The organism is Pseudarthrobacter sp. RHLT1-30-1 (assembly GCF_059383415.1).
In genome coordinates, this window is the sequence record NZ_JBWZCG010000015.1 from 36,683 (window position 1) to 57,241 (window position 20,559).

Below are 20,559 nucleotides of genomic sequence, written 5' to 3' on the forward strand. Positions count from 1 at the left end.
CAGCCGGCCCGCTTCGCCGTCCAAGGCCATTTAGGCCCAGTGCCATTTATGGGGCAGGGATATTTTCTGCCATCAGTCTGTTGATGGCGTCCACCAGGCCACCGGGCCACGGCTGCGATGTGTCGGAGCCCGGTGGCACGTGGGCAACCGTCACGGTGCCAAAGGCGGCGACGCCCCCGGCGGACTTGGCGTGTGGGTGGCCGCGGACTTCGAAGGCATAGGTCAGGGATGTACGGCCGAGCTTCTGGACTTCGACGGCCGCCGTGATGAGTTGTCCGAACCAGAGTTTGGACCGGTAGGAGATTTCCTGGTGGACGCGTGGCGCACTGGGAAAGTAGTCAGGCAGGTCGAGGCTCCGCATGAGTTCGGCCTCTGCAGCTTCAACCCACCGCATGATTGCGGAGTTGTGCTGGTGCCCCGAGGCGTCGGTATCAATCCACTCGACGACCTTGTCGATGCTGGCGTGACCGACCCGTGGAGTTCGTGCTGACATGGCGCTCCCGGACCCGTGGAGGTATGGTCCCTCCGGTTTATTATGTAAGGTGTTTGACGACCGTTCCAATGGTGCCACAGCGGGTCTCTCCAACTGAAAACAGCCGCGCCTCCCACTGCAATTAGAGGGCCGGCACGGCCGAGCTGTGAAAGTGCCGGCTATTACGGCCAACTCCGACCAACCCGAGGTGCCACATGGCGAACGCCGAAACTGTCCCAGATATGGTCCCGATGCCGCGCCATCAACACCTCATCGTGACGGTCTATGGACTGTATGCCCGGGAGCTTGGCGGCGTCCTCGCCGTCTCGGACCTGATCCGCCTGCTCGGCGACCTCGGAGTCGAGTCGGCCGGTGTGCGGTCGTCGGTGTCCAGGCTCAAGAAGCGCGGGGTGCTGGTCAGCCTCAAGCGTGGCGGCTCTGCAGCGTACAGCCTCGCTCCGGGACTGGAAGAGGTGTTCAAGGCCGGTGACGAGCGCATCTTCTCTCCCCGCCGGGCCGAGGAAGGCGACGACTGGTTGCTGGCGTCATTCTCGGTGCCAGAGTCCCAGCGGCACCTGCGCCACAAGCTGCGCACCATACTGACCCGCATGGGCTGCGGACAGGTCTCCCCGGGGCTCTGGATCGCCCCGGGCAGCCTGGCGGGTGAAATCGCCCAGCAGCTGGACCGCGCCGGGCTGATGGAGTACGTGGACCTCTTCAAGGCAGCCCACCTGGGCGAAGCAAGCAGCAGGGCAAAGGTCGGCCAATGGTGGGACCTGCCAGCCCTTGACGCCCTCTATTCGGACTTTTTGGTGCGCCACGAGGACGTGCTGACGCGCTGGTCCGACCGGCGGCCCGGGCAGACCGATACGCCGGAAGAGATGCGGCAGGCGTTCATTGACTATGTGCCCACGGTGACCCAGTGGCGCCGCCTCCCGTACCTGGACCCGGGGCTGCCGGAGAAGTACCTGCCGGAGGGCTGGTCGGGTATTGCGGCAGAGGCGCTCTTCGCTGAGGTGCACGCCCTGCTGGGCCCCAAGGCCCAGCGGTACGCCCGATCGGTGCTCGCTCCTGAACATCCGGCCTAAGCGGGGATGCCCGCGATTGCCTCGACGACGCCGTCATAATGTACTGAAACTATTTCGATCGCAAATAAAGCGATACAAATGGTGCCGGTTGTGGTTAGAATCAGTAAAACCCGGAGACGCAGGAGCGGACCCGCCGATCAACCGGACCAACCAGCTCCCGTGAATGCCCCGGGCTGGTGTGCTCGGCCCGGCCGGAAGCGTGAAGGATACGCCCCGCCCGGCCAGGCCCGTTTGACTGATGAAGCAAACTGGATAGGAGAGCAATGTCTGTAGTAGATGCCCTGATTAAGGCCCTCGCTGACGGTTCGGTGAAAGTCCTCGACCTCACGACTCCGCTGAGCAGGGATACCCCGATCCTCAATCTGCCGGAGCCTTTCGCCAACACCGTGGCCCTGAGCCTGTCTGCCGTGAGCAATTTCGACGACGCGGGGCCGGCGTGGGCGTGGAACGACGTCTCCGTCGGAGAGCACGCGGGCACGCATGTGGACGCGCCGGTTCACTGGATCTCCGGCCGAGACGGCAAATCGGTGGATCAGATCGAACCGTCCCGCCTCATCGGACCTCTCGTTGTCATCGACAAAACGGCGGAAGTTCTTGCGGATCCGGACTTCCTCCTGGAGCCCGAGCATCTGGAGCAATGGCAGGAGGAGCACGGCACGTTCCCCGCTAACTGCTGGATTATCTTCCGCACCGGCTGGTCCGCCAGAGGCGCGAACGCCGAAGACTTCGCCAACGCGGACGAGGACGGACCACACACGCCGGGAGTCTCGGCCGCCGGTGCCAAGTGGATCTCGACGAACACCAGCATCAGTGGGTTTGGGGTGGAGACTGTTGGCATTGATGCAGGACAGGCCGCAAATTTTGACCCCATGTTTCCGGTTCACTCATACCTCATGGGTGCGGACAAATACGGCGTGACTTCCCTCCGCCAGGTCGACAGGCTCCCTGTGCTCGGAGCCACTCTTATTGTTGCGCCTCTGCCCATTGTCGGTGGAACCGGTAGCCCGGCCCGCGTCTACGCACTGGTGGAAACGCCGTGAGCGAGGCGACCCGGACATCCACTCTAGTCGGGCAGACGTTGGCGAAGCTCGGCGTCGGCCACGTTTTCGGTGTTGTCGGAAGCGGAAACTTCGACGTAACCAACACTCTTATCCGCGAAGGCGTGCCTTTCACTGCGGCCCGGCATGAAGGCGGCGCCGCGACAATGGCGGATGCCTACTCGCGGATGTCAAACAGGGTCGGCGTGGTAAGCACGCACCAGGGTTGTGGCCTGAGCAACGCGATCACGGGGATTGGGGAGGCGGCAAAGAGCCGCACGCCCATGATCGTCCTGACAGCCGATACCCAGGGCGCGGCGGTCCGATCTAACTTCAAGATTGACCAGGACGGACTTGCCCGAAGTGTCGGTGCCGTAGCCGAGCGGATCCACTCCGCTGAGTCCGCCGTTGCGGACACCGTTCGGGCCTTCCGCACAGCGGTCAACGAACGGAGAACCGTTGTCCTGAGCCTTCCCCTGGATGTTCAACAAGCGGCGGCTGCCGGTTCCGTTGACGACGTGACCCTCCAGCCATCCGCCCGCCTGCGTCCCGATCCCGCTGCAGTCGAGCAGCTCGTTCAGCTCCTCCGGCAAGCTGAACGTCCTGTCTTTGTGGCCGGACGTGGGGGACGAGGCGCCCGCGGCTCGATTCTTGCCCTTGCAGAGTTCAGCGGCGCACTGGTGGCTACCTCCGCGGTAGCCAACGGGCTCTTCAACGGTGAGACCTTCAACCTGGGCATCTCCGGAGGTTTCTCGTCTCCGCTGACCGCCGAGCTCATCGCCGGGGCGGACCTGATCGTCGGCTGGGGCTGCACCTTGAACATGTGGACTATGCGGCACGGCCGGCTGATATCGCCGGATGCCAAAGTGGTCCAGGTCGACGTCGAAGACTCCTCCCTGGGGGCCAACAGGCCCATTTCGCTGGGAGTGCTTGGCGACTCGGCCCTCACCGCGGACGATGCCTTGGTCCTTCTGAAAGACATGGAGCCGGGGCCAACGGACAAGTACCGCACTGGGGCGAATGCCGTGCTCATCAAGCAGGCTTCGAGATGGCGTGACGTGGAAACCCCCGACCTGTCCACAACGACGTCGATTGATCCCCGTGTACTTAGCCGGGAACTCGACTCGATCCTCCCGGCGAACCGCATTGTCTCCGTGGACTCCGGAAATTTCATGGGCTATCCCAGCCAGTACCTGGCGGTGCCGGATGAATTCGGTTTCTGCTTCACCCAGGCATTCCAGGCCATAGGCCTCGGGCTTTACACCGCCATCGGGGCGGCGCTGGCCCAGCCGGATCGGCTGCCTGTGCTGGGCGCCGGTGACGGTGGGTTCCTGATGGGCATCAGCGAGCTGGACACGGCCGTCCGCCTGAAGCTGCCGCTCGTGTGCATCGTCTACAACGATTCCGCGTACGGCGCGGAAGTGCACCATTTCGCCCAGGAAGGCGAAACCGTTGACCTTAGCAGTGTGACCTTTCCAGACACTGACATTGCTGCGATTGCCCGAGGATTCGGGGCTGTTGGAATTACGGTACGAAACCGGGAAGATCTGCATGCAGTCAAGGAATGGGTGGCCGACTTTGAGGCCGGATCCCAGAACCGCCCTCTCGTGATCGATGCGAAAATTGCATCCGACGGCGGATCCTGGTGGCTCGCCGAAGCCTTCCAGGGACACTGACCGCCTGGGCAGGCCGGGCAGGCCGTGGCCGCCCGGACAGCCCGCCCAGCCAGAGGATGCCGTTCATCGCCCAGATTTCACGGGCGATGAACGGCATCACATGTTTGGTGGTCCTTTGAGTCCGTAGTTAATGGTTCTGCGGAGGACCCTTCGCGGGCTATGTCGAGACGACGCCCTTGGCTTCGGCGCGTAGCCTTTGGACCGTCGCAGACGGCGACTCCTGGTATCTCTGGGTGTAGTACGCAGAGAATCGCCCAAGGTGCGAGAACCCGGAATCATAGGCAGCCCCCGCGATGGAAATCTTCATGGACGGGCCCATCGTCTCCAGTTTATGCCGGGCGTTGGCCAGTCTCATGTCCCGCAGAACCTGGGCAGGGGTCCGTCCAAGGTGGTCCTTAAAGGCCGAATGCAGCTGCCGTGTGCTGATTCCGACTGCGGATGCCACGTCGTCGATTCGGATATTTCCCCTGAGGTTCTGGTCGAAGTACCGGCACGCCAACTCGACATAGGGCGGGATGCCGGACTCCGGCAGCGGGGCGAAGGACGTCTCTAGAAAAGGGGCAAGTCCCGCGGACATGGTGGCTAAGAGGATGCTTTCAAGCCATCCAATTGCTTGTGGCGGGACGCCTTGGTCCAGTTCATGGCATGCATCAAGCCAGGTGTGGGTCACCATGGCGGGGCTGCTGAGCTGGAGCGGGACGCCGCTGGAGAGCGATATTGGCTTAACCATGAGCCGGCCGGAAGTCGAGGCCAGATGGCTTTCGAGGATGTCGGCGTCTACTCCGCCGATCAAGGCTCCCCGGTCGGGGTCGGGGACCATCTTGGTCTGATGGTGCGAGCTCAGCGCGAATGGAGTGGTGGCAACCCACTGGTTACCGCAGGACTCCACCAGCATGGGTCCTCGCGGGATGACAAGCAGTGCCCTCCGGCCGGAGGGCGGGCTGACGACAGTCACGCCGGCGCCGTAAGCCACAAAGACGAGGCTTACAGCGCCGACGTGGCGCCCGTTGACTGTTCCGTCAATATTTTTTCCGCGGTGGGGTACCAGCAGGTGTTCCTCGGCGGTCAGACTGTTGACTGAATCCCGGACGACGGCCGCCGACCTGCTTCGCGTCAGTGGATATGCGGCAAGAGGCTGCCCAGCCGGCCCGCTTAGGGAAACATCTGCGCCACTGGAAGTGCCCATGCAAATGTCCTCTCAATGCCCAGGACTCCATTCTAGTTCAGGCGGCCACCCCCTGCATAGAGCTCCCCTGACGGTGAAAAAATTAATGCTATACGGCTGCGAGCAGCGGTTGCCGCACGCCCAAACGCTCGAGGCGGGGCAATACCTCCTGGGTGAAGTACTCAAGCTCGCCCGCGTAGTCGACGAACGCCAAAGTCATCCCGTCGAAGCCGGCCTTCGCAAACCTGGCGATCTCGTTAGCCACATCATCCGGGGTTCCGATCAGCGGGCAGGAGCCGTGGCCGGCTGCGAACCTGGTTCTCATGGTTGCCAGCATTTCCTTGGTGAAGGACTCTGCGTGGAGTCCTTGCAGATTCATGAGGTAGTCAACTGCGCCCCAGTCCGCGTTTTCCTCCGCATAGTAATGCAAGTAGTCAGTAGCTTCCTGGTGTGTGGGCCGGCAAACGACATGGCTAAGGGTGAGGACGCCAACTTCGCGCTGGTAGTCCTCCATGGCCTTGCTTTTGACTGAACGGACAATATCCTCTCCGTCTTCAGGCCCGCCCACGATTGTGAACACGAAGTCCGAATTCCGGCCGGCAAAGTTGCGGCCCTGCGCAGAGGACCCGGCGTTCAGGATCGGGACCCTTCCAGCGGTGGGTTTCGGCAGGGACTCGACGTGCTTGAGCGAGAAGAACTTACCGTCGAAATCAAAGATTTCGTCACGATCCCATGCTTCTCGCACGACGTCCCACCACTCCTGGGCGAATCCGTATCGATCATCATGGGCCTCAGCCATGTCCACGCCCATCGTTTCGTATTCCGGCTGGTTCCAGCCGGCAACGATGTTCAATCCTGCCCGGCCGCCGCCGATGGCATCCAGGGTGGCAATCTGCTTGGCCGTTACCAAAGGATGGTTGAACGCCGTATGAACCGTGGAAAAAACGGAGATCCGCTCCGTGGATGCCAGGAGCGCAGCGGCCCAGGGGATGGGCTCCAGCACAGAGCCATGAAAGTTCGTGTCGCCCTTGTATCCGATCCAACGTGCAATGGGAAGCAGGAAGTCAATTCCGGCTTTGTCGGCGATGCGGGCCATTCTGAGATTCTCCTCCCAGGTGGCGCCCCAACGCTCCTCGATCTTGGTCACTGCCAGCCCGCCGGAACAATTCGGTGAGAATAGGCCGAGCTTGAAGTGGTCTTTTCTGTTCATGGGGTGCATGATGCCTCTTTCTGGTTGGTGGGAGATGCTCTGGAGAGAACGAAATGGCGAATGCTCAGGGTTTCCGCAGCTGGTGCAGCAGCAGCGGATCGATCGATGCCGGCTGGGATATGTGCTCCACCCGGCCCAGCAGAATGATGTGGTCTCCGCCCTCGTACCGGCTCCACAGCCTGCAATCCAGGCGGAGTTGCACTTCGGGCAATGCCGGTGCGCCGGTAGCGCCCGGCTGCGTCGTGAGGCCGTCAAACTTGTCTACGCCACGCCGTGCGAACCGGGGAACATAGTGGGCGTCGGCCTGATCCAGAACATGGATTGAAAAGTTGTCTGTCTCCATCCAGATGTCAAAACTCGTAGATGCCTTGTCAACGCACCAGGAGACGAGCGCGGGCTCCAAAGAGACCGAGGCGAAACTGTTCATCACCAGCCCTGCCTGCCGGCCGGCCGTCGCTGTAGTCACGACGCAGACCCCGGTTGCCCAGTGCCTCATGACCGATCGGAGCTCGGGTGCTGCCACCGGGACCCGTGGTTCATCTGCCCTGGTCCTGTGACCCGGCATGCTGTCAACCAACATTGGTAAACCTCCTCAGTACTGCTAGTTCCTCAATTCTGGGGTTGGCGGCGGGCGCGTACTATCCGGATTGCGCGGACCTTTGGCCGTTTTTGGTGACGTAGCTCACGCCTGCCCTCCCGGTGACCTGACTGAGCTGTAGCACGCGTGACCGGAATATGGCCGCGGGTATCATCGACTCAAACCGTCCTTCTGGAGAGTGGAGCAACACATGCAGCTCGGCGCTTTTTCGATCAGCCTCGCCGTCAAGGACATCGAGGCTTCCGCTGCCTTCTACGAGAAACTTGGCTTCAGCCGTTTCGGCGGCGACATCACCCAGAACTGGCTGATCCTGAAGAACGGTGAGACGGTCATCGGCCTGTTCCAGGGCATGTTTGAGAAGAACATGCTCACGTTCAACCCGGGCTGGAACCAGAACGCGGAGGCCGTGGACCCCTTCACCGACGTGCGCGAGCTCCAGCGGGAACTGAAAGCCACGGGCACCGAGTTACTTTCCGAGGCAGACGAAGGAACGACGGGACCCGCGAGCTTTATGGTCCTGGATCCGGACGGCAACCCGGTGCTCGTCGACCAGCACGTCTGATCCGAGAGTGGTTGCGGCCACTTCGAATGATCAGACGTGCGGAGCCAGCAGCCCAACCTTGGGGATGCTGGCTGAAATCGCTAGGCGCGGGAGTTGTCAGTCTGCGTGGGCTCCAGCAGCCCGCCGCTGGCCCAGCGACGTACCGCGAGCTTCTCGGCGGCGTCGAACTCCAGTAGCGCAACCCGGCAGAGTTCTTCCACGTTCGCGGTCCAGGCTGCTGCCAGATCCGCTGCTGTCGCCTCGTCATTGAGCTGGAAATTGGCGTAAGCCAGGCCTTGAAGGACAAAGTTCACGGCGTTGCGGGAGACCGGCTGGCCCGCGCTGACGCAGTCATCCCGGACAAGCCGGGACAATTCGGTGCGGTTGAGCGGATGCTCACGAAGCCTGGCCGCCATGGCCAGGAATACCTGCCGGAACTGGGCGCCGGAAAGTGCCGGAACATCCGTCACCCGGGTGACCTGCTCCTCGATGCCGGGCTGCGCGTCAGCCGGGGCAGGAAGATCCTCGTTCGAGAACCGTTTGGCGTCCCAGACCCACCCGCCCTGCGCTGGGGAATATTCGACACTTTGGCCGATCTGGGCCACCCAGGTCCCAAACTTTCCGAAGCCGCCCCAGTCTGTCTTCAGGGACGGATCCATGGTGAGGGCCCGATGGGCCACCATCGCGCCGACGACCGGTCCCGGTGCGTTGCGGACGAACTCCAGTACGTCACGGACCGCGGGCGAGGCTGCCTTGGTTTTCAACTTCGCTGTGGCCGGGACGTGCTGCTGCTTCGGGGACTCCACGGTATGGATGGGCTCCACCGTTGTGCCGTTGAGGATTGCGACGAAGTCGTGGGACTCCACCACATGATCCGCCATCTCCCGGTATGCGAAGGCGACGGCGCCGGCTGCGATGACGGTGGTCATCCGGTCAGCGGCCCGGAACCGCTGGATCAGGGACGTGAAGTCGGCGTCGGCCGAGGCGATGAAGAACTCGTCGATACCACCGCTGCCGGAAAGTGCGTCCATTGCCTCGAGCACCAGGTTGATGTCCGTGCTGCTCTTGCCGCGTTGCGTGAGGGAGGGGCAATCGATCACGCGGAAGCCGGCCCGGGTCCAGTAGGGCCTGTACCTGGAGTAGACCACCGGGTTGAGATAGCAGTTGCGAATCAGGAAGCGCCGGGACTGCTCGCCCGCGCCGCCGTTGGCCAGCGCTTCCGTCCAATGCTTGGGATCTTCAGCGAACCTCTTGGCAGCGGCCGGATCCAGCGCCATCAGGCCCGTGTAGACGTTGTCGAAGTCGACGAACATCGCCGCGCGGATGCCAGGCCGTCTGGGCTGGGAAAGAGGTTCAGTCATCGGCCCAGTGTGCCAGCAGGAGTGCGGCCAATGCCGGATATTGCTTCCGCGGCGTGCACTTCGACCCCGCATGTCCGGATGCACTAGCCAACACGTTCGTCCTCATCCGGAGGATGGGGACGCGGTCTTCGCCGACGCCGGCGCGTCTGCTGATGTCCGCGCATACGACGCCGAAACCCGGCGGTAGACCGGCGTCAGGAAAGCCAGCAGCGCGGCCGCGATCATGATCATCCCGGCAATCAGGAAGACCAGGGCGATGCCGCGGGAGGTGCCCTCGCCCAACAGCGGGGCGAGCTGGGCGGCGCCGTCAGCGGACCGCGCGTACGGGATGATCCAGAATTGGGCGATCGGCGCGATGAGGAACGCGGTGACCGGCGCTGCCGCGGACTCGAACGCCATGGCGAATCCGAACACCCTGCCCTGCCGATGCAGGGGCACCACCTGCTGGATGACCGTCTGCTCGGCGGCCTCAACGAAAGGCACCAGGACCAGGTAAAGCCAGATGCCGGCGATGTACAGCCATGCCCACTCCCGCAGCGTAAACACCGCACCGAGGACCCCCATCACGATCACCGCGATGAGCATGGTGCGCAACGGGTTGGACCCGAGCCCGAACTTGCCGATCAGCGCGCCGCCCACGATGAATCCGGTGGCGCCGAGCGCGAAGTACGTCCCCCACAGCTCCACGGGGAACATCTCCAGGCCGTAGGGATCCATCAACGCCATATAGACTCCGCCGATGAAGTTGTTGAACGTGGAGAAGAGGATCAGCGCGAACAGTCCGGAAATGGCCAGCACGGCGGCGAAGGAGCCGCGCAGGTCGAATCCGCCGTGGGCGTCCGTGGCGGCCGCGCGCACCTCCTCGGGCATGCGCAGCGTGAGCAGGTGCGCGAATGCCAGCGCCGTGAGCACCAGGGCGACGACGATGGTCCAGCCCATGCCGAGCAGCCCGACCGACAGCCCGGAGAGCACCGAAGTGACGATGAACATCAGCCCTTGCACCATTCCCACCAGCCCGTTGGCGTTGGCCCGCCGATCCGGTTCGATGAGGATGGTGACGGTAGTGGAGAGGGCAATGTTGCGCATGTTTTCCACCACTGCCCCGACCAAAATGACCAGGGTGAAGACCCAGAACCACGGCTGGGTGAGGTCCAGCAGCCAGGCGGTCGGTGTCAGCAGGAACATGGCCCCGGACAGCACGAACATCACCAGGGTGAAGCCGGCGGCGAAGCGCATTACCGACAGCTTGCGGTAGCGGTCCACGAGGGTGCCGAAGCTGATGCTCGAAAGGGCGATCAACAGCATGTACGCACCGCCGATCACCCCGGTGGCGATCACATTGCGCGTCTGCAGGTACACCCAGAATGTCAGGGCGAACCACAGGTAGCTGGTCGTGATATTGGCGAGGGCGGTGTTCACCAGGATCCCCGCGAAGGTTCGGGACCGCCGTGCCGGACTGCGCAAGGACACGTCGCGGGCGTCGGGATCGGCCGGGCGCCGGGCCTCACCGTCGTCGACAGAAGTGGAGGTGGCGGCCAGGTCCTCAGGGAAGTCCGTGCTGCCGTCTGGCGCCGCAGCGGCCCTGGACGTGGCCGGTTCCTGCTCGGTCATGCGTCCCAGTTTACTGACAACTAACCGGTGCGGACATGGTCGCTGCCCGGGCGGAAAGGCATTTGCCGGAAGAATTGCCGGGTGGCAGACAAGAGCCGAGGCGCGTTCCGCGGACCGCGCCTCGGCCTCTGACGGTCTGTATCAGTGCCTCTTGAAGGCGTGCCTGACTCTTTCGCCCGCCTGCTTCAGGTCGGACTTGAGATGGAGGCGCTTGCCCTCGGCCTTCATCCGGTCGTTGCCGGTGGCTTCGCCGGCCGCCATTTTGCCCTTGCCGTGCAGTTTCTCAGCGGCATTGTGGAACTTCTCACCCAGGCCCATGGTGATCCTCCTTGTTTGGTCGCCCCCGCGACCGGTTGCCGTGGAGGCCAACACTTTAATTGTAGAGACAGAACCGTCGAAATTTGAGGCCCGCCGGCCAGTATTTGCGATGGAGTGCCGCCCGGAGGGATGGCCGCGGGTCCTGCCTAGACGAAGCCGAAGACGGCGGGGAAGACCAGGGCCACGACCGTCGCCCAGACGCCGTAGACCGGCAGATACCGGGTCTGCCAGCGCTCGACCGTGGCGAACCGGCGTCGGCCGCGCAGGAATCCGACGGCGAGCCAGGCGGCCATGAGGAGGTGCACCAGCAGTAGAAGGTTCAGGCCCAGTGCGGCGACCTTGTTGGGGCTGTAGCCGAACTCCGCGATACGGGTAAGCATGGCAGTCAGCATCACGGCATCCACTGCCAGGGCCGCGGCGACCAGGACCAGCTGCATGGCATCGAACAGCCCGGGAGGGGCGAGCGAGTCGCGGGCCGAAATCGAGTAGAGCAGCAGGCACAGAACCAGCACGAGGACTGCGTCCATGAGGATCAGCAGGTTGCGGTCGATGCCGGCGAAGCCGCCCGCGGTGGCAAGCACGGCCAGAAGGACCAGCAACATGGCAACGGTCAGCGGCGTAAATACGCGGGTGAGGACGGGGGCGATGTTCTCGACGACCTGCTGTTTGGCCTCGACCAGCCACGTGGCAACCACAAACGCGCCGGGCACCGCGAATGGCAGGATCCAGCCCTCCAGAACCGGTTCGAAGTCGGCGCCCACGATCTGGAGCATCGCGAGGGTGAGTGCGATCAGGACTGCGCCGCCGAGCGCCAGCAGCGTGAAGTAGATGGCGAGCTCGCCGGTGAATCGGACGAAGTCCATGCGTCGCTTGTCTGACCGCCACCGCCCGCCGACATAGGCGACTCCCAGCAGCAGCCAGAGAACGGCCGGGGCGTGCAGTGCGGCGAGCAGCTGGGTGGAACCGCCGGGGGCGAACGGGTAGACGTTGAGGGCGACCGCCAGAACGGCAAAGCAGACGATCAGCGCCGCCGCCACCGCCCCGCTGAGGCGGCGCTTCCAGGCGAAGTAGGCGGCCAGGAACGGGAAGACGAGCAGGCCGAGGTTGCGCATCAGGGCGCCGTCCTCGAGCCAGGCAAGACCGGCCCTGACCGCCACGCCCGCGCCGACGGCGAGGGCGAGCACCATGGCCAGCTCGCGCCACGGTGGTGTGCCGCCGTCGCTGCCCTCCGGCACGAGGACGAGCTGCTTCCACAGCCGGTCGGAGTGTTCGCGGGCAAACTCGCGGGAGACGGCGTCGAGGTTGCCGAGGCGCTTGATGGCGACCAGGAAGGCCTCCTCGTCGTCGAGCCCTGTCGCCTGCCGGTCGGCAATCTGCTCGCGCAGATGGTCTTCCAGTTCGTCGACGTCGGCGGGGGAGATCGCATGGCGCCGCTGAACGTAGCCGCGCCAGCGGTCGATCTGGGCCTCCAGCTCAGCGTGTGACGCCATCACGCCCACCCCTCAACTGTCCCGGAAGGCCGCGGCGAGCTCTGCCACACCTGACGCAGTGCGTCGGCGACGACGGTCCACTGCTCCTGACGGTCCGCCAGGGCATCCCGGCCCGCCGGAGTGATGGCGTAGTGCTTGCGCCGGCGTCCGGCGTCGGACGTGCCCCACGACGACGAAACGTAACCAAGCCGCTCGAGTCGGTGCAGCAGGGGGTAGAGCATCCCGTCGGTCCACTGCATGCCCCCGCCCGACAGCTCACTCACGCGTTTGAGGATGGCGTAGCCGTAGAGGTCGCCGCCGGACAGGATGCCCAGGACAAGCGGCGTGGCCGAGGCGGCGACCAGGTCTTTATCAATGCGCACAACGTCTCCTATACCTAGAGCTGAAGGGTATCAAACCTAGCAGCTCTAGGTATAGCCAAACAGCCTCCGTTTGCCTGCCGGTGAGTGGTGGCATACTTGCGCCATGAAGCTGACGGGAAGGCTTGGGCCCGAAGAATTCTGGGATCGATACGACGAAATGGAGCAGCGGGTCAGGGAGTCCGCCGGTGAACTGCCCTGTTACGGGCTCCACGGGTGGTCCGGGCCGAGGGCTATCGGCGAATGGGATCTCGGCAGCCGTCCGCCTACTGCAGTGGGCCTGGTCTACGGCTCCGAGGGATCGGGTCCGTACCTGCGGACCTCGACGACGACCCAGGACCCGCGGACGGCCATCGGCCACCGCCGGCTGGCCGAGGGCGGGCCTCCGGCCAGCGGGGCGGAATTGGCACGTCGGCTGGAGGCGCTCCTGTCCGAGCCCAGCGAGGAAGTGGCCATGCTGGTTGACGACTTTCCTGAGGTCTTCGACGTCTGGCGGGATGCTGACCGTTGGTGGGCCAGCGGCAGGCACGGGGGCGACGGGATTGTCCTGGAGGGGAGAGGGATGGAGCCCGCTTCCCTGTCACTGCACCGGGTCCCGGATGTTGAGCCTTTTCTGGATGGCCGCCGTGCGCAGATCCGCGCTGCGCGCGGGGAGGGCTAGCGGATTCGCACAGGGGGAGCATGTCCCGCGACCGTCAGTTCTGCACGCGCTGACGGTAGTCGCGCGGGGTTTCGCCGGCGTCGTTGAGGAAGTGCCGGTTGAAATTGGACAGGTTCGAGAAGCCCACTTCGTAGCAAATGGCGGAGATGGCCTTGTCGCTGTGTTCCAGCAGCCGCCGCGCATGGGCGAGCCGGAGTTTGCGGACCAGGTCACTGAAGTTCTGGCCGGTGGCCCGCTTGAAGTATTTCGAAAACGTCGGCTCTGACATCCCGACCAACGCCGCGGCTTCGGACATCTTGACGCTGCCGGCGTGGTTGCCGAAGACGTACTCGAGGACGATGTCCACCACGGCCGCGGCCTGGCCGTCGAGTTGGGGCCGGAACCATTCCTCGGCGAGGTAGCGGCGTTCCTCCTGTGGGGCGCGGGCAAGAACCGTGAGCAGCTCAAAAAGGTGGTGCAGTCGCGCCAGCCCGGTGGAGGCGCCCATTGCGTTGATGGAGTCGGCCGCAGATTTGGCTGTCTGGCCCAGGAACTCGATCCCGCGTGAGGACTGTTCCAGCAGGGGCTTGACCTCGGCCATTTCCGGAATGATGGCGGCGGCCTGTTCCACCCATTTTCCGTCGAACTGGATGAGTGCATCCCTGCCCTGGAGGACTTCGCCGGGCTCGAGGTCGCTGACCCAGTCGTGCGGCAGCCCCGATCCCACCAGTGCCACATGTCCGGCCTCGAACGTGCCGATATGGTCACCCACGATGAACTTTCCGGCGCCTTTCCGGATCAGGTGCAGCTCATATTCGGGGTGGTAGTTCCAGCGTGCCACCGGGCTGGGGTAGTCGTGCTCGTGCCACCGGACTGAATGGTCCGGGTCTTCCGGGATGACCTCCCGGTTGGCGCGCATGCCGAGCAGCCTTTCTGCCAGCCGGGCGGCTGCGCCGTCGCTGGGATCTGCCGCGCTCATCATGGACCTCCCGGGGTTAGGTAAAACAGACAGCGCCGTTGGTTGCCTCCAGCGTAGCGCGCGGCCCCAGGCCGGTCGGGAAAATTAGTATCAGAAACCGGCAACCAGGCCGCTAGTTGTGGCCTATCCCACAGGCCTAATCTTGAGGAACATCAGCGCGGCAACCCCGGCTACCAGCCCCGGTCCCGCCTTCGGCGCCACACCCCGACACAGCAGTCGGAGTACAGGTCGCATTGCATCCCCGAAAGAACAAAGGAGTCCTTGAATGCGCGCAAAAACACGCGTCGCCGCGTTGGCCACAGGTGCCCTGTGCGTGGCGCTCAGCGCCTCGGCCTGTGCAGGAGCCGGCGGAGGCAACTCCGCAGCAGACCCGAAGGCCATCAATGTCCTGATGGTCAACAACCCCCAGATGGAGGACTTGCAGCGGCTCACCGCGGATAACTTCACCAAGGAAACCGGCATTCGGGTGAACTACACCGTCCTGCCGGAAAACGACGTCCGCGCCAAGATCAGCCAGGAGTTCTCGAGCCAGGCCGGCCAGTACGACGTTGCGTCCCTGTCCAACTACGAGATCCCGTTCTATTCGGCGAACGGGTGGCTGGCACCGCTGGACTCTGTGGCCCAGGATGCCGAGTTCAACCAGGCGGACATTCTGCCGGCGTACACGGCGTCGCTGACCGGGAACGACGGCAAGCTCTACGGCGAACCGTTTTACGGGGAATCCTCCTTCCTGATGTACCGCAAGGACATTCTTGAGGCCAAGGGACTTTCGATGCCGGAGAAGCCCACCTGGGACGAGGTCGCAGCCCTGGCCGCAGAGGCCGACGGCGCCGCCCCGGGCATGAAGGGAATCTGCCTGCGCGGCCAGCCCGGCTGGGGCCAGGTCTTCGCACCGCTGACCACGGTGGTGAACACTTTCGGCGGAACCTGGTTCGACAAGGACTGGAACGCAAAGGTCGACTCGCCCGAATTTACCGAGGCCGTGGATTTTTACACCAAACTGGTCCGCGAGCACGGTGAAGCCGGCGCCGCCCAGGCCGGATTCACCGAATGCCTGACCAACATGAGCCAGAGCAAAGTGGCCATGTGGTACGACGCCACGTCGGCGGCCGGAGCCCTGGAAGCCGAGTCCTCCCCGGTGAGAGGCAAGATCGGCTATGCCCAGGCGCCGGTGAAGGAAACCAAATCCTCGGGCTGGCTCTGGACTTGGTCCTGGGCCGTGCAGGCGGCCTCCAAAAAGCAGGATGCCGCCGGGAAGTTCATCGCCTGGGCCAGCTCAAGGGAGTACGAGGAGCTCGTGGCGTCCAGGCTCGGCTGGGCCAAGGTTCCGTCCGGCAAACGCATCTCCACCTACGAGAACACCGAGTTCCAGAAGGCCGCACCGTTTTTCAAAGCCGAACGCTCCGCCATCGAAAACGCTGATCCGAAGAACCCCGGCGTCCAGCCCCGGCCGGCCGACGGCATCCAGTTTGTCGGTATCCCCGAGTTCGCCGCCCTTGGTACCCGGGTATCCCAGGGTGTCAGTTCCGTCATCGCCGGCCAGGGATCGGTCGCCGAAGCGCTGGCCAAGGGCCAGGACGCCGCCCAAAAAATCGGCGACAAGTACAAGAAGTAACCCACCTAAACCGCAGGAGAACATCATGACCAACGCAACGGCGCGCATCTCCCGCCCCGGGGACAGCGCACCACAACCTTCCAGGAACGCCAGATCGCGGGAACGGGCCCTTGCCTGGGTACGGCGTGCACCGCTGCTGCCAGCCCTGATCTTCCTCATCATCGTCACCCAGCTTCCGTTCGTGGTGACCCTGATCATTTCGTTCCTGAACTGGAACAGCCTGAGCCCGGACAAGACCGGGTTCGCCGGCTTCGACAACTACCTCCAGGTCCTCACCGATCCCTATATGCAGCAGGCGATCGTCACCACCATCATCCAAACCGTCGCCGTGGTCCTGGCTAGCCTGGTCCTCGGCCTGGGTTTGGCCCTGCTGCTGGACAAGAAATTCATCGGCCGCGGACTGGCGCGAACCCTGCTGATCGCACCGTTCCTCGTGGTGCCGGTGGCCGCGGCGCTCATCTGGAAGCACGCCATCCTCAACCCCGTCTATGGCCTGATCAACGGCACCCTCACCTGGGTCTGGTCGCTCTTCGGCAGCGACACCCCGCCCCAGACGGACCTGCTGTCGCAGGCACCGTTGCTGGCGATCATCATCTCCCTGGTCTGGCAGTGGACACCGTTCATGATGCTCATCCTGCTCGCCGGTCTCCAGTCCCGTCCCATGGACACGGTAGAAGCCGCCCAGATGGACGGCGCCTCTCCCTGGGCGATCTTCCGCCACCTCACCCTGCCGCATCTGCGGCAGTACCTGGAACTGGGCGGACTGCTCGGAGCCATCTACGTCGTGCAGAATTTCGACGCCGTCTTCACCCTCACCTCCGGCGGCCTCGGCACGGCCAACCTGCCCTACGCCATCTACGAGACGTTCTACTTCGCCAACGAATATGGCCTGGCGTCCGCCGCCGGCGTCGTGGTGGTCACCGGCACCATCATCGTGGCGACCTTCGCACTCCGCACCGTATTTTCGCTCTTCAAGAAGGAGGCAGCACGATGAGCACGCTCACCCCCGCCCAGCCCCGGGCCTCGGTTTCCGGCCCAACCGCCCCTCACATCACACCACGGCGCCGCGGCAAGTCGCGGATGGATCCCACCCGCAACAACACCGCCGCGGGGATCGCCGCCTGGCTGCTGGCCCTGCTGTTCGCGGTGCCGGTCCTGTGGATGATCCTGACGTCGTTCCATTCGGAAACGGACGCCGCGACGAACCCGCCCTCCATCGCCGCCGATCTCACCCTGGACGCTTACCGCGAGTTCTTCGGCGCCAGCTCCGGCGTCAGCCCGTGGCCGTCGCTGATCAACTCCGCCACCGCCTCGATCTTCTCCACCGTGCTGGTCCTGCTGCTGGCTATCCCGGCTGCGTACGCCCTCTCCATCCGGCCGGTGAAGAAGTGGACCGACGTGATGTTCTTCTTCCTCTCCACCAAGATGATGCCTGTGGTCGCCGCCGTCCTGCCGCTCTACCTGTCCGCCAAGAACGCCGGCGCGCTGGACAACATCTGGTTCCTGGGCCTGATGTACACCTCGATGAACCTGCCCATCGCCGTGTGGATGATGCGCTCCTTCCTCGACGAAGTGCCGGTCGAAATGCTTGAGGCCGCCCAGATTGACGGCGCCGGCCTGCTGCTGACACTCCGCAAGGTCGTCGCTCCCGTGGCGATGCCCGGCATCGCCGCCACAGCCCTGATCTGCTTCATTTTCAGCTGGAACGAACTCCTCCTGGCCCGGGTCCTCACCGGCGTGGTGGCCGGCACCGCCCCGGTCTTCCTCACCGGCTTCGTCTCCAGCCAGGGACTGTTCCTCGCGAAAGTCTGCGCGGCCGCCGTCGTGGTCTCCCTGCCGGTGCTGTTCGCGGGCTTCGCCGCTCAGGACAAACTCGTCCAGGGCCTCTCCCTGGGCGCCGTGAAATAACGCCGTCAAATAACCGGCCCACACCACCGATCAGGATAGGAAAAAGGAATACTCCCATGACAACCTCAACCGCACAGTCCCGGACCCCCGGACACCCGGAAGTACCCGCAACGATGCGCGCCGCCGTCCTCAAGCGCCAGGGCGACATGGCCATGGAAACCCTGGCCGTCCCGCAGCTGGAACCCGACCAGGTTCTGGTAGAGGTCGCCGCCGTCGGCGTCTGCGGCAGCGACGTCCACTACTACGAGCACGGCCGGATCGGCGACTACGTCGTTGAACACCCGCTGATCCTGGGCCACGAGCTCTCCGGACGGATCGCCGCCGTCGGAAGCGCCGTGGACCCCGCCCGGATCGGCAAGCGGGTCGCCGTCGAGCCCCAGCGGCCCTGCCGCAAATGCAAGCAGTGCAAGGCCGGACGGTACAACCTGTGCCCGGACATCGAGTTCTACGCCACCCCGCCGATCGACGGCGCCTTCGCCGAATACGTCACCATCCAGGGCGACTTCGCCTACGACATCCCGGACAGTGTCAGTGACGAGGCGGCCGCGCTTATCGAACCGCTCTCCGTCGGCCTCTGGGCCTGCGAACGCGCGCAGATCAGGCCCGGCAGCAGGGTGCTGATCGCCGGCGCGGGCCCCATCGGCATCATCGCTGCCCAGGCCGCCCGCGCCTACGGGGCCACCGAAATCCACATCTCGGACATCGACGAGGTTCGGCTGGCGTTCGCGCTCGAACACGGCGCCACGCACGCCCTGAACGCCAGGACGGACAGCGTCGAAGGGCTCAACGTCGATGCGTTCATCGACGCCTCCGGCGCCCCGCAGGCCGTCCGATCCGGGATCAAGGCCGTGGGACCGGCCGGCCGGGTCATCCTCGTGGGACTGGGGGCCGACGACGTCGAACTCCCCGTCTCGTACATCCAGAACCGGGAGATCTGGCTCTCCGGAGTCTTCCGCTACACCAACACCTGGCCGCTCGCCATTCAGCTGATCGCCGACGGGAAAGTGGACCTGGACATCCTGGTCACCGGCAGGTTCGCCCTCGCCGACTCCGAACAGGCACTCAAAGCCGGAAAACAGGCCGGCCAGCTCAAGGCCATTGTGTACCCCGGCCGCTAAGCCCCGGCCACCAAAGCCCCAAGCGCCCGGACCAGCCATCACGTTCACCACCCTGCAAGGAGGCAGCCATGCCAGCACAAGGGGAAGGTCCCCGGCCAGGCCACCCTGACGACGGATTCCTGGTCACCGTCATCGGCGAATCACTCGTTGACATCATCGATGACCCGCGCCGCGGAACCGGCACACCCGAAGCCCATCCCGGCGGCAGCCCCCTCAACGTGGCCGTCGGCTGCTCCCGCCTGGACCTTCGCACCAACCTCATCACCCACTTTGCCGAGGACGCGTACGGGCAGCTGATCGCCGACCATTTGCGGAGCAACGGTGTCGATGCCACGGCCGGCGGCTCCCGGCCGACCTCCACCGCGGTCGCGTCCCTGGATGCCGCCGGGGCCGCGGAATACACCTTCTCCATCAGCTGGGATCTCAACGGAGCGTCGATTCCCGCCCTGGCGGCGGTGGAGAGCTCACTGCATATCCACACCGGATCCATCGCGTCGGTGCTGTCGCCGGGCAGCGAGTCCGTGCGGCGGCTGATCGAGGCGGCACGTCCGCACGCCACCGTCAGCTTCGACCCCAACTGCCGGCCCGCCGTCAGCCCCGACGCGGCGGACGCCCGGGACCGGGTCGAGGATTTTGTTGCCGCCAGCGACATCGTCAAGGCCAGCGACGAGGATCTCCGGTGGCTCTACCCGGACAGGACGCCGGACGAGTCGATGGCAGCGTGGCTCGAGCTCGGACCGGCGTTCGTGGCGCTCACCCGCGGCGCGGCCGGGCCCCTGCTCCTGACCCGGCGGGGCCGGGCGGACCTGCCAGCGGAAGCCGTCACGGTGGCGGACACCGTCGGGGCGGGGGATTCGTTCATGGCGGCGCTGATCGCCGGACTCGCGCAGCTGGATGCGCTGGGCGCCAAGCAAGGTCGCGCCTGCAGAACCTCACGCCGGACGAGCTGCCCGCCCTGGCCGCCTATGCGAACCGGGCCGCCGCCATCACCTGTTCCCGGCCAGGCGCCAATCCGCCCACGTCGGCCGAGCTGGGGATCCTGACCGGCACCTGAAACACCACGACGACGGCGGGAAAGTCCCGCCGTCGTCGTGGTGTTGTGCTGATGCCGTGGAGTTAGGAGGCGGCCGAGTCGAGGTTGGCTGCTCCCTGGTTCAGGCTGAGCGTGAAGGTGTTGGGGCCGCTGGCGTGGACCGCGATGTTGCTCTTGGAGGTGTTGTGGCGCACCGAGTGGTCGTGGATCAGGGCGTCCAGCTCGTGGTGCATGTTGGAGCGGTCCCAGAGCTTGTGGGTGACAGAGGTGGCAGTTTCAAACGTCATTGTTCAGTGCTTCCATTCGTGGTTCCGGGGTCCGGCTGCCGCACCGATGCGGA

Annotated in this window: 21 protein-coding genes; 10 read left to right on the forward strand and 11 right to left on the reverse strand. The window is 64.6% G+C overall.

The window, feature by feature from the left end:
* Positions 1–46: 46 nt before the first annotated feature.
* Positions 47–493 (reverse strand): acyl-CoA thioesterase, encoded by a 447-nt coding sequence (locus AC50YM_RS12215; RefSeq protein ID WP_494957216.1) that lies wholly within the window; start codon positions 491–493, stop codon positions 47–49.
* A 194-nt stretch (positions 494–687) separates the two neighbouring features.
* Between AC50YM_RS12215 and AC50YM_RS12220 the strand changes: the two genes are divergently transcribed.
* The 3 genes from AC50YM_RS12220 (at position 688) to AC50YM_RS12230 (ending at position 4,273) form a co-directional block, all read left to right on the forward strand.
* Positions 688–1,560 (forward strand): PaaX family transcriptional regulator, encoded by an 873-nt coding sequence (locus tag AC50YM_RS12220; RefSeq protein ID WP_494957217.1) that lies wholly within the window; start codon positions 688–690, stop codon positions 1,558–1,560.
* 263 nt (positions 1,561–1,823) lie between these two features.
* On the forward strand, positions 1,824–2,600 hold the full coding sequence (locus AC50YM_RS12225; RefSeq protein WP_494957218.1) for a cyclase family protein: 777 nt from the start codon (positions 1,824–1,826) through the stop codon (positions 2,598–2,600).
* Positions 2,597–4,273: a thiamine pyrophosphate-binding protein gene (locus AC50YM_RS12230; protein WP_494957219.1), complete on the forward strand. Its 1,677-nt coding sequence runs from the start codon at positions 2,597–2,599 to the stop codon at positions 4,271–4,273. Before AC50YM_RS12225 ends, AC50YM_RS12230 begins: the two co-directional genes overlap by 4 nt.
* A 157-nt stretch (positions 4,274–4,430) precedes the next feature.
* Here the strand turns inward: AC50YM_RS12230 and AC50YM_RS12235 are convergent, their stop codons facing one another.
* From AC50YM_RS12235 to AC50YM_RS12245, 3 genes are all read right to left on the reverse strand, one after another.
* Positions 4,431–5,228 (reverse strand): AraC family transcriptional regulator, encoded by a 798-nt coding sequence (locus AC50YM_RS12235; protein WP_494957220.1) that lies wholly within the window; start codon positions 5,226–5,228, stop codon positions 4,431–4,433.
* Positions 5,229–5,547: 319 nt separating this feature from the next.
* Positions 5,548–6,648: an LLM class flavin-dependent oxidoreductase gene (locus AC50YM_RS12240; RefSeq protein WP_494957221.1), complete on the reverse strand. Its 1,101-nt coding sequence runs from the start codon at positions 6,646–6,648 to the stop codon at positions 5,548–5,550.
* Positions 6,649–6,712: 64 nt separating this feature from the next.
* Positions 6,713–7,228 carry a flavin reductase family protein gene (locus tag AC50YM_RS12245; RefSeq protein WP_494957222.1) on the reverse strand — a complete coding sequence of 172 codons (516 nt, stop codon included), beginning with the start codon at positions 7,226–7,228 and terminating at the stop codon, positions 6,713–6,715.
* A 208-nt stretch (positions 7,229–7,436) separates the two neighbouring features.
* On the opposite strand from AC50YM_RS12245, the gene AC50YM_RS12250 reads away from it, so the two are divergent.
* On the forward strand, positions 7,437–7,808 hold the full coding sequence (locus AC50YM_RS12250; RefSeq protein ID WP_494957223.1) for a VOC family protein: 372 nt from the start codon (positions 7,437–7,439) through the stop codon (positions 7,806–7,808).
* 80 nt (positions 7,809–7,888) lie between these two features.
* Here AC50YM_RS12250 and AC50YM_RS12255 read toward each other — a convergent pair whose 3' ends face one another.
* The 5 genes from AC50YM_RS12255 to AC50YM_RS12275 all read right to left on the reverse strand — a co-directional run bounded on the left by AC50YM_RS12255 (position 7,889) and on the right by AC50YM_RS12275 (position 12,929).
* On the reverse strand, positions 7,889–9,148 hold the full coding sequence (locus AC50YM_RS12255; RefSeq protein WP_494957224.1) for an NYN domain-containing protein: 1,260 nt from the start codon (positions 9,146–9,148) through the stop codon (positions 7,889–7,891).
* A gap of 102 nt (positions 9,149–9,250) precedes the next feature.
* The gene (locus tag AC50YM_RS12260) at positions 9,251–10,759 is read right to left on the reverse strand and encodes an MFS transporter (protein WP_494957225.1); all 1,509 of its coding nucleotides are present in this window, start codon (positions 10,757–10,759) and stop codon (positions 9,251–9,253) included.
* Positions 10,760–10,900: 141 nt separating this feature from the next.
* On the reverse strand, positions 10,901–11,077 hold the full coding sequence (locus AC50YM_RS12265; RefSeq protein ID WP_494957226.1) for a CsbD family protein: 177 nt from the start codon (positions 11,075–11,077) through the stop codon (positions 10,901–10,903).
* A 146-nt stretch (positions 11,078–11,223) separates the two neighbouring features.
* The gene (locus AC50YM_RS12270; RefSeq protein ID WP_494957227.1) at positions 11,224–12,567 is read right to left on the reverse strand and encodes a permease prefix domain 1-containing protein; all 1,344 of its coding nucleotides are present in this window, start codon (positions 12,565–12,567) and stop codon (positions 11,224–11,226) included.
* Positions 12,567–12,929, reverse strand: coding sequence for a PadR family transcriptional regulator (locus AC50YM_RS12275; RefSeq protein ID WP_494957228.1), 363 nt, complete (start codon positions 12,927–12,929; stop codon positions 12,567–12,569). The genes AC50YM_RS12270 and AC50YM_RS12275 overlap by 1 nt, the downstream gene beginning before the upstream one ends.
* A gap of 103 nt (positions 12,930–13,032) precedes the next feature.
* Between AC50YM_RS12275 and AC50YM_RS12280 the strand changes: the two genes are divergently transcribed.
* Entirely contained in the window at positions 13,033–13,587 is a 555-nt protein-coding gene (locus AC50YM_RS12280; protein ID WP_494957229.1) for a hypothetical protein, read from the forward strand.
* Between the two features lie 34 nt (positions 13,588–13,621).
* On the opposite strand, the gene AC50YM_RS12285 is transcribed toward AC50YM_RS12280, so the two are convergent.
* Complete coding sequence (locus tag AC50YM_RS12285; RefSeq protein ID WP_494957230.1) at positions 13,622–14,545, reverse strand: AraC family transcriptional regulator; 924 nt, start codon at positions 14,543–14,545, stop codon at positions 13,622–13,624.
* 265 nt (positions 14,546–14,810) lie between these two features.
* On the opposite strand from AC50YM_RS12285, the gene AC50YM_RS12290 reads away from it, so the two are divergent.
* The 5 genes from AC50YM_RS12290 (at position 14,811) to AC50YM_RS12310 (ending at position 20,229) form a co-directional block, all read left to right on the forward strand.
* On the forward strand, positions 14,811–16,160 hold the full coding sequence (locus tag AC50YM_RS12290; protein WP_494957231.1) for an ABC transporter substrate-binding protein: 1,350 nt from the start codon (positions 14,811–14,813) through the stop codon (positions 16,158–16,160).
* A 25-nt stretch (positions 16,161–16,185) separates the two neighbouring features.
* A complete protein-coding gene (locus AC50YM_RS12295) occupies positions 16,186–17,154 on the forward strand; it encodes a carbohydrate ABC transporter permease (protein ID WP_494957232.1) in 969 nt (322 codons plus the stop codon).
* Complete coding sequence (locus AC50YM_RS12300) at positions 17,151–18,068, forward strand: carbohydrate ABC transporter permease (RefSeq protein ID WP_494957233.1); 918 nt, start codon at positions 17,151–17,153, stop codon at positions 18,066–18,068. Before AC50YM_RS12295 ends, AC50YM_RS12300 begins: the two co-directional genes overlap by 4 nt.
* Before the next feature lie 56 nt (positions 18,069–18,124).
* Positions 18,125–19,186 carry an NAD(P)-dependent alcohol dehydrogenase gene (locus tag AC50YM_RS12305; RefSeq protein WP_494957234.1) on the forward strand — a complete coding sequence of 354 codons (1,062 nt, stop codon included), beginning with the start codon at positions 18,125–18,127 and terminating at the stop codon, positions 19,184–19,186.
* Positions 19,187–19,254: 68 nt separating this feature from the next.
* Positions 19,255–20,229 (forward strand): carbohydrate kinase family protein, encoded by a 975-nt coding sequence (locus AC50YM_RS12310; RefSeq protein ID WP_494957235.1) that lies wholly within the window; start codon positions 19,255–19,257, stop codon positions 20,227–20,229.
* A 73-nt stretch (positions 20,230–20,302) separates the two neighbouring features.
* Here the strand turns inward: AC50YM_RS12310 and AC50YM_RS12315 are convergent, their stop codons facing one another.
* Positions 20,303–20,506, reverse strand: a complete 204-nt coding sequence (locus AC50YM_RS12315) for a hypothetical protein (RefSeq protein WP_494957236.1) — start codon at positions 20,504–20,506, stop codon at positions 20,303–20,305.
* Positions 20,507–20,559 lie beyond the last annotated feature (53 nt).